Origin of the sequence: Solimonas flava DSM 18980 (genome assembly GCF_000426685.1) — a bacterium.
In the GTDB taxonomy this organism is placed as follows: Bacteria; Pseudomonadota; Gammaproteobacteria; order Nevskiales; family Nevskiaceae; genus Solimonas; species Solimonas flava.
This window is the reverse complement of the sequence record NZ_AUFV01000003.1, coordinates 500,529-508,199: the sequence shown is the minus strand read 5'-3', so window position 1 is coordinate 508,199 and position 7,671 is coordinate 500,529. Positions and strand designations below refer to the sequence as shown.

Annotated in this window: 11 protein-coding genes; 7 read left to right on the top strand and 4 right to left on the bottom strand. The window is 61.2% G+C overall.

The window, feature by feature from the left end:
- The 4 genes from K343_RS23940 to K343_RS24410 all read left to right on the top strand — a co-directional run.
- A partial coding sequence (locus tag K343_RS23940) for a transposase (protein WP_154662474.1) occupies nucleotides 1-325 on the top strand: 325 nt, incomplete at its 5' end.
- Nucleotides 259-1,131, top strand: a complete 873-nt coding sequence (locus K343_RS0107470; protein ID WP_154662473.1) for an IS3 family transposase — start codon at nucleotides 259-261, stop codon at nucleotides 1,129-1,131. The genes K343_RS23940 and K343_RS0107470, both read left to right, overlap by 67 nt.
- A gap of 82 nt (nucleotides 1,132-1,213) precedes the next feature.
- Nucleotides 1,214-2,107, top strand: coding sequence for a hypothetical protein (locus tag K343_RS24415; RefSeq protein ID WP_154662472.1), 894 nt, complete (start codon nucleotides 1,214-1,216; stop codon nucleotides 2,105-2,107).
- 28 nt (nucleotides 2,108-2,135) lie between these two features.
- Nucleotides 2,136-2,585, top strand: a complete 450-nt coding sequence (locus K343_RS24410; protein WP_154662471.1) for a hypothetical protein — start codon at nucleotides 2,136-2,138, stop codon at nucleotides 2,583-2,585.
- A gap of 285 nt (nucleotides 2,586-2,870) precedes the next feature.
- Here the strand turns inward: K343_RS24410 and K343_RS23935 are convergent.
- A protein-coding gene (locus K343_RS23935; RefSeq protein ID WP_154662470.1) for an IS3 family transposase occupies nucleotides 2,871-3,982 on the bottom strand; the annotation gives its coding sequence in 2 pieces (ribosomal slippage) (nucleotides 2,871-3,730 and nucleotides 3,730-3,982; 1,113 coding nt in all).
- 162 nt (nucleotides 3,983-4,144) lie between these two features.
- Between K343_RS23935 and K343_RS0107455 the strand changes: the two genes are divergently transcribed.
- From K343_RS0107455 to K343_RS0107445, 3 genes are all read left to right on the top strand, one after another.
- On the top strand, nucleotides 4,145-4,570 hold the full coding sequence (locus K343_RS0107455; RefSeq protein ID WP_043112225.1) for a DUF6326 family protein: 426 nt from the start codon (nucleotides 4,145-4,147) through the stop codon (nucleotides 4,568-4,570).
- 94 nt (nucleotides 4,571-4,664) lie between these two features.
- Nucleotides 4,665-5,366 (top strand): DUF4386 domain-containing protein, encoded by a 702-nt coding sequence (locus K343_RS0107450; RefSeq protein WP_028007530.1) that lies wholly within the window; start codon nucleotides 4,665-4,667, stop codon nucleotides 5,364-5,366.
- A gap of 90 nt (nucleotides 5,367-5,456) precedes the next feature.
- Entirely contained in the window at nucleotides 5,457-6,200 is a 744-nt protein-coding gene (locus K343_RS0107445; protein WP_028007529.1) for a DUF2238 domain-containing protein, read from the top strand.
- Nucleotides 6,201-6,254: 54 nt separating this feature from the next.
- Here K343_RS0107445 and K343_RS0107440 read toward each other — a convergent pair whose 3' ends face one another.
- The 3 genes from K343_RS0107440 to K343_RS0107430 are packed head-to-tail and all read right to left on the bottom strand — an operon-like array spanning nucleotide 6,255 to nucleotide 7,670.
- On the bottom strand, nucleotides 6,255-6,662 hold the full coding sequence (locus tag K343_RS0107440; RefSeq protein ID WP_020647667.1) for a hypothetical protein: 408 nt from the start codon (nucleotides 6,660-6,662) through the stop codon (nucleotides 6,255-6,257).
- Between the two features lie 58 nt (nucleotides 6,663-6,720).
- Nucleotides 6,721-7,140 carry a roadblock/LC7 domain-containing protein gene (locus K343_RS0107435; RefSeq protein ID WP_028007528.1) on the bottom strand — a complete coding sequence of 140 codons (420 nt, stop codon included), beginning with the start codon at nucleotides 7,138-7,140 and terminating at the stop codon, nucleotides 6,721-6,723.
- The gene (locus K343_RS0107430) at nucleotides 7,137-7,670 is read right to left on the bottom strand and encodes a GTP-binding protein (protein WP_043112287.1); all 534 of its coding nucleotides are present in this window, start codon (nucleotides 7,668-7,670) and stop codon (nucleotides 7,137-7,139) included. The genes K343_RS0107435 and K343_RS0107430 overlap by 4 nt, the downstream gene beginning before the upstream one ends.
- Nucleotide 7,671: the final 1 nt, after the last annotated feature.

The window sequence follows — 7,671 nt, the reverse complement described above, 5'->3', positions numbered from 1 at the left end:
TTTTAGTCCGGAATTCAAAGCCACCGCCGTCAGGTTGAGTTCGCTACCGGGCGTAGCTATCAAGGATGTTGCCGAATCGCTTTACATTCATCCGTTCATGCTGTCTCGTTGGCGCAAGCAAGCACGAGAGGGCCTGATTGTGACCAAGGGCGTATCGGTGGACCGGGATGTGGCGGCAGAGCTCAAGGAGCTGCGCAAGGTGAAAAAGGCCTATGAGCAACTCAAGGTTGAGCATGACCTTTTAAAAAAAGCGATCGCATTCACTTCCGAACGAAGAGCGAAATCTTCGCCTACATCCAAAGCCGTCACGGGGAACACCCGGTGAGGCAGATGTGTCGGGTCTTCAGGGTCAGTGCGAGTGGATTCTATGCCTGGCTCAACCGCCCCGCGAGTGATCGCGCCCTAGCCGACATCCGGCTGCTCGATCACGTCCGCAACGCACACAAGGGGAGCAAAGAGACCTATGGCAGCCCTCGTGTCCACGAGCAGCTCAGGAAGGATGGGCACGCCGTCGGTCGGCGGCGGATTGAGCGGATCATGCGGGAAAACGGCATCCAGGCGTGCTCGACGAAGCTGTACAAGCGCATTCCCGGCATCGGCCGCTTCTTTATCAGCGGCGACAACAAGATTCAAAATCTCGAAGTCAACAGACTCGATCAGGTCTGGGTTGGCGACGTGACCTACCTCAAGGTCGCGGGCAAGTGGCGCTACCTGGCCACGGTCATGGATCGCTACTCGCGCCGCTTGATCGGCTGGGCTATCGGCCTGGAGAAGACGGCAGCTTTGACCGGAAAAGCGCTGGCCTCTGCACTGCGGCGGCGTGCTCCGTCGGAGCGCATCATCTTCCACACCGACCGTGGCGTCGAATATCTGGCAGCCGAGTTCCGCAAGAAGCTTTCAGCGGCGAACATCGACCAGAGCGTGAACCGCCCACGCCGCATGACGGACAACGCGCATATCGAATCCTGGAACAAGTCGATGAAGTCCGACATGTATCACCGCAGGACGTTCAGCACCGACAAGGAGCTGCGAAGTGCGATTCTTGAATATCTCGATTTCTACAACACCCGGCGGCTACACTCATCGCTCGGCTACCGTACACCGGCAGAGTTTGAAGTACTGTGCGGCTAACCAGCGGGTGTCCACTTTTGCGTAGGAAGTCCCCATATTTGCCTCCGCTTCGCTACGGCAAATCCGCGCCTGAGCTGGTGCGTTGGGCGTCACCAAGAGTGTGATGACAATACTTGCACCTCTAAAAGACATAGGCGAGACATCGCATCGTCGAGTTTGTCCGCTCTATTCTTTCGACGACGGTGGAAAAATTCATACCGTCGGCTCAGCCATACCGTTTGTAGGTGCACGGCATTCTTTTCTGATCACAGCCGCGCATGTCTGCTTTGATCACGCCAATAGACCAGTACCGCTGTTTACTTGGGCAGAGGATGGCCCGGTCCTACTTCGCGAGTTCCGTATTGCTTGGGACTACCAAAAAGGCATTACACCTGACGCCGATGTGGCGCTTATTGCTTTGTCAGAATCTGATTCAATCAAGCTAAAGCAGGCTTATTGGTTCAGCGATTTATCCGTTGTTTCGACTGTGCGCCCTAAACAACCTGGACATCACTACCTGATCGCCGGATATCCATCGACCCGCAATAAAATAATTTATCGCGAGTTCTCGCCACCAGCGCGCGCAACTCATCTTGTCACTGGTCATATCGACACAGTGGCGAGTGTTTCTAGCACCAAGGACAAATCGCAAGAGTGTCACTTCTCGATCTTGTTCCCCGACAAGAAAGTCCAGACACATGATGGCGCCAGCTTCCTCGTGCCCAAGCCTCAAGGAATGAGCGGCGGTGGCATCTGGCATCTTGAGGTAGATACGTTGACACGACTCGCCACTAACCCAAAACTCGTGGGGGTTGGTATTGAGTTTCACCACAAATCAAGACACTTCATTTGCACTCGCGTACAGGTCGCCTTGTCGTTGGCGCCTGATCTGGATCTCTACATGGATAACCAGCGTCGCTCAAATGACGCCCAACCATCGGTTCCACCCGACGTCCCGGCCTCCGCGGCTTCGCCGCTCCAGCCGGGCCGCGGGTGAACCGGGGCGTTGGGCTCTGGCTCTAACAATGAACAGACGGATCGTGTTGTCGCTGCTGGCGGTGAGCTTGCCTGCATGGCAAAGCACGGCTGCGGACAGCAGTGTCGAAATTCGTCTCCCCTTGAATACCGCGGCCGACGTGAGGAAGCCGATCTCTTCAACCCTCACGCTTAGAGTGTTTGGAGCGCCGGACTCTTTCGAAGTCGAAGTGACATCCACAAAGAAGCCGTCCGGCTGCTATAACAATCTCATCTGGGAGACTGCGCACGGGCCCGATCGACATGACGTCATGCCCTGGCATATTGTTCGAGGCTTTTATCCAAATCTCCGCTGCGTTGAGGTGTGCGGATATCCGGTTGAGGTGTGCATCGACATCCTTTCACCTGAGATCGCCGGAGCAGCGGAAGATGAATACTTCACGGGCGGTGAGCTAAGAGTTACCGCCTTCGAAAAGCCAAAGGCCCATGGGGCAGAATGATCGCTTTATCGGCCTCATATCCAAACGGGTTCTGAACGTGACGGTTTCGCCGCGCGTTAGATACAGACGTTAGAGCCATAACCCATGGAAGCCATAATTCCATGCCGGCATGTGACTCCGCACGTTCGTGGCAGTTCACTGAGCCATCGACAGGCGTTTAGCAGGCAATCCTTCGATGCGCATCCTGAAAAAAGCGGGCGGCTATGGGGCCCGCTAATGGGGTTTTCAGTTCCGTTAGAAATGTCGGCTTCAGGGTCTCGGCAGCTCATTCCGTAATCTTCCCCGTCAAGGCGACAGTTCAAAACCAGAGTTTCTGGCGGCTTGAGCGTACTCGATCGGCGTGAGATCGCCGAGCGAGTCGTGGGGTCTTTCCTCGTTGTATTCCAGCATCCACCAGTAGACGGCCTCGCGGACGTCGTCGAGACGGGCAAAGAGATGCTGGTCCAGAAGTTCGTTGCGCAGCGTGCGGTTGAAGCGTTCGATGTAGGCGTTCTGGTTGGGCTTTCCGGGCTGGATGTACTGGATCGCCATGCCGGCCGCCTTTGCCCATTGCGTGAAGACTTCGCCGAGAAACTCGGGGCCGTTGTCGGTGCGCAGGACCTGCGGCAGCCCGCGTGTCTGCCGCAGGTGCTCGAAGACGCGGATCAGCCGCTCCGAGGTGAGCGACGTGTCGACTTCGACGTGCAATGCTTCGCGGTTGAAGTCGTCGACGACATTGAACAGGCGATAGCGCCGACCGCATATCAGTGCGTCGCTCATGAAGTCGGCCGACCAAACGCTGTCTGGCAGCCGCGGCACGTACAGCGGAATACGCTCTCGCTTCGGCAGCCGCCGCTTCGCGGCGCGGCGCAGGTTGAGCTTCATGAGCTTGTACACACGATAGATGCGCTTGTGATTCCAGGGCCTGCCTTGCCGGCGCAGCCGCTTTCGACACATCCAGAAACCACGACTCGGCCGATCCTCGACCAGAGATGCGAGCGCTGCGATCACCTCGGCGTCCCGAACCGTCCAGTGCGCAGGCTCGCGATAGAACGCTGACCGCGATAACCCAACGCAGCCACACGCGCGAACGATCGATAGCTCGTGCTGATCGACCAGAAAGCCGGCCGCTGCGCGCTTGGCGTCCGGCCCTACAGTTTTTTTGCGATGAGATCCTTCATCGCACGGTTTTCAAGCGCCAGGTCGGCGTACATCCGCTTGAGCTGCGACAGCTCGGCTTCCAGCTCCTTGGTCCGCTTCAGATCGGAGGCTTCCATGCCGCCGTATTTCGACTTCCAGCTGTAGTACGTCGGCTCGCTGATTCCGGCTTTGCGGCAGATATCCTTCACCAGCATGCCGGCGTCGGCCTGCTTCAAGATCGCGATGATCTGGGTTTCGGTAAAACGCGACTTCTTCATGATGCCTCCTGGCAGTTACGATGCCAGAAAGCTCTGGTTACGAGTTGTCGCTCAGGTGGGGAAGATTACGATTCCAGGGAGCGCCTAACCTCCTGACGGATGTTGACGTCCCCGTTATGGAACCCGGATATTCTTCTGCGAAGGAAGACATGGAGGAAACAAATGAGTTCGCGTGCTCTGGTTGAGGAGCGGATGCCCACCCGAAGCAAGTTGTCCGCGCTCTGGGCGAGCGTGATGTTCTGCTACGTGTACGGCGACTACTTCGAGCTTTATGTTCCCGGCAAGCTGCAGGAGATGCTGGAGGGGAAGATGGCGCTGGGGGCCGTCTCGCAGGAAATGCTGTTCGGCACGGCGAGCCTGATGGCCGTACCCGCTCTCATGATCTTTCTTTCGCTCGTCTTGCCGGCCGTGGCCGCCCGCTGGCTCAACATTGCGGCCGGCCTGTTCTATGCCACCATCATGCTGCTGATCCTTCTGGGCGGCGCTTGGGCTTTCTACATGCTCTTTGCCGCGATCGAGGTTGCGCTCACCCTGCTCGTGGTCGGGTATGCGTGGCGTTGGCCGCGCACGCCGGAGCCATCGGCCTGATGCGTCGCTGCAGGCGGCCGTCGCCGGGCGCGAATCGCAGATTGCAGCAAGGTCCATTTCCTCGCGGGCATTTCATCAACACGGACGCGATCGCATGATGACCCATCGCAAGATCAGCCGATTGGCCGGCCTTCTGTACCTCGTCGTGGTCGTCACGGGCATGTTCAGCCTGGCGTATGTCCCTTCGCAGATCAATGTAGCGGACGATTTTCAAGCGACCGCGCGCAACATCGTTTCTTCCGAACCGCTGTTCCGTTACGGCATTGCCGGCTTCATGATCATGCAGGTCGCCTTTCTGCTGTTGCCGCTGGCGCTCTTTCAACTTTTTCGCGATGTCGATCGCTCCGCGGCGGCGCTCATGGTGGCTTTCGCGGTCGTCAGCGTGCCGCTCGGGCTGGCCAGCCTGGCGAACCGGCTGGACGCGCTGTCGCTGCTGACCCATCCCTATTTCGGCCAGGCCCTTGCCCCCGAACCCTTGCTGGCCGCCGCGAAGGCGGCACTCGGCGCTTACGGCACGGGCCTGCTCATCACCAAGCTGTTCTGGGGGCTGTGGCTGCTCCCGTTCGGCTACCTGGTCGTGAAGTCCGGCTTCCTGCCCAAACTCCTCGGCCTCTTCCTGATGCTGGGTTTCCTCGGCTACATGATCAACGTGTTCGGCGAGCTTCTCGTTCCGAACTACGCCCAGACACCCGTCTCGGACTATGCGGGCTTGCCGGCCGCCATCGGCGAGATCGGCACCTGTCTGTGGCTTCTGCTGGTGGGCGCCCGCGAACCGGATCGCAGTACAGCCCGGTAGCGGCACATCGGGTGGCGCCGGCCGCATCGAGCAAGCCGACGCGCACCCCGCTAGGCTTGGCCGGTCCGCCCGAAAGAAAACGCCTCGACGATGCCGCTGCATATCCCCGGTTACCGCCGCTACGTCACCATCCTGGTCGCCGTCTACGCGGCGCTGTGGCTGGCCCTGGCGATCGCGCCCTTCGACCGCCATGACTGGATGCTGGAGAACGCGCTGGTCGTGGCCTTCGGCCTCGGGCTGTGGGCCTCGCACAAGCATTTCATCTTCTCGCGCATCTCTTACACGCTGATCTTCATCTACCTCTGCCTGCACGCGGTCGGCGCGCATTACACCTATGCGGAGGTTCCGTATGAGGCCTGGTGGCGGAGCTTGACCGGGCACAGCTTCAACGCGATGCTGGGCTGGGAGCGCAACAACTTCGATCGCGTCGTGCACTTCTCCTACGGCCTGCTGCTGGCGTACCCGCTGCGCGAGATCTTCCTGCGCGTCGCCGACGCGCGCGGCTTCTGGGGCTACTTCCTGCCGCTGGATTTCACGCTGTCGACCTCGGCGCTGTACGAGCTGGTCGAATGGGGCGCGGCGGAGTTCTTCGGCGGCGACCTGGGCGTCGCCTATCTCGGCACGCAGGGCGACATCTGGGACGCGCAGAAGGACATGGCCTGCGCGGGGCTCGGCGCACTGCTGGCGATGCTGATCACCGCGGCCTTGAACGCCTGGCTGCAGCACGACTTCGCGCGCGACTGGAGCGAGAGCCTGAAGATCAAGGACGCCCGTCCCTACGGCGAGAACGAGATCGTGCGCATGCTCAACGAGCCGCGTGATCCGCAACGCTGAAGGCAAAAAAATGCCCGGACGAGCCGGGCATTCACGCCTGACGCGCTCTGCGCCTTACGGACAGTACGCCTTCATCTGCGGCAACGCGGCACGCAGCGCCGCCCAGCCCATGCCGAGGTTGGCGCGCTTGGTGGTGATCAGCACGGCGAGCGCGTTCGGCTTGTCCGGCACCACCGACATGAAGTGGAAGGTGGCCTCGGTGGTCATCTGCACTTCCTTGATGGAGTTGGTGATCTCGCGGCCGCGCTGCGCGGACAGCAGCTTTTCGACAGTGCCCACGGTCTTGCCGCGGAACATGTCGACGGCGGCGGCGGCGACGGCATCGAGGTAGCTCTGCGTGAAGTACGGCACGTTGTGGGCGACCGACAGCAGCAGGCCGGAGCTGAGGTCGACAACGGCGATGGCGAGCGATTCGTTGACGTCGCGCAGCACCGTGTTGCAGATCTCGTTGAGGTTCTTCATGACTTCTCCTTGGTTAAACCTGGGGGGATTGGGAACTGATGACGGGATGGACGCAGCTTCAGGCGGCGCGCGCGTAGCGGCCGAGTTCCTCGCCGATGGCGACGCAGCACTTCCGGCACTGCAGCAGCAGGTGGCCGAACGCGCTTTGCGCGTCGACCAGCACCAGCAGCACGAGGTGGTGCACGCCGCCATCGGGGATCGACATCACGACGACCTTGCCGCTGTCGCCGTCGACGATGATGTCGCGGCAGCCGTCGAGCCCGGCCTCGCGGGCGGTCGCGGCGCAGAGGCCGTACATGGCGCCGGCCATCGCCGCGAGCTTGGCGGTCGGCGCGGTGTCGTCGATCGCGGCGGCGAGCGCGAAGCCGTCGTCGCTGGCGAGCACGGCACCGCGCAGGCCGGGCACGTCGTTGCGCATCTGGCTGAGGTGCGGCAGCGCATGGCGCAATGCCCACTGGCGCAGGGATTCGGCGTTCATGCGCAGGCCTCCAGCTGGCTGAGCAGGACGTGGACCATCATCAGCACGTCGTCGCGGCGGCGGACGTCGACCGACAGCACCGGCAGCAGCAGCGCCTCGCCGGCGAGCAGATCGGCGTAGGCATCGACCGTCGGCTGCGGGTGCGACTCGGTGCGGCCGACGCCGATCACCAGGCGCGCGCCCTCGGCGAAGTCGCGGAAATGGCGCAGGTACTCGCGCACATCGTCGAGCGGCGCCGGCCGCGAGTTGTCGACCAGCAGGATCACGCCGAGCGCGCCGTTGGCAAGCACGCGCCACATGAAGTCGAAGCGCAGCTGGCCGGGCGTGCCGATCAGCTGGATGCGGCTGCCGTCGTCGAGCGTGAACTCGCCGTAGTCGAGCGCGACCGTGGTGGTGTCCTTGTCGAACAGCGCGCGGTCGTGATTGACGGCCTCGGTCGTCACCGGCGGAATCTCACTGAGCGCGGCGATCGACGTGGTCTTGCCGGCGCCCATCGAGCCGGCGAAGACGATCTTGCGGGCGGTCGTCATC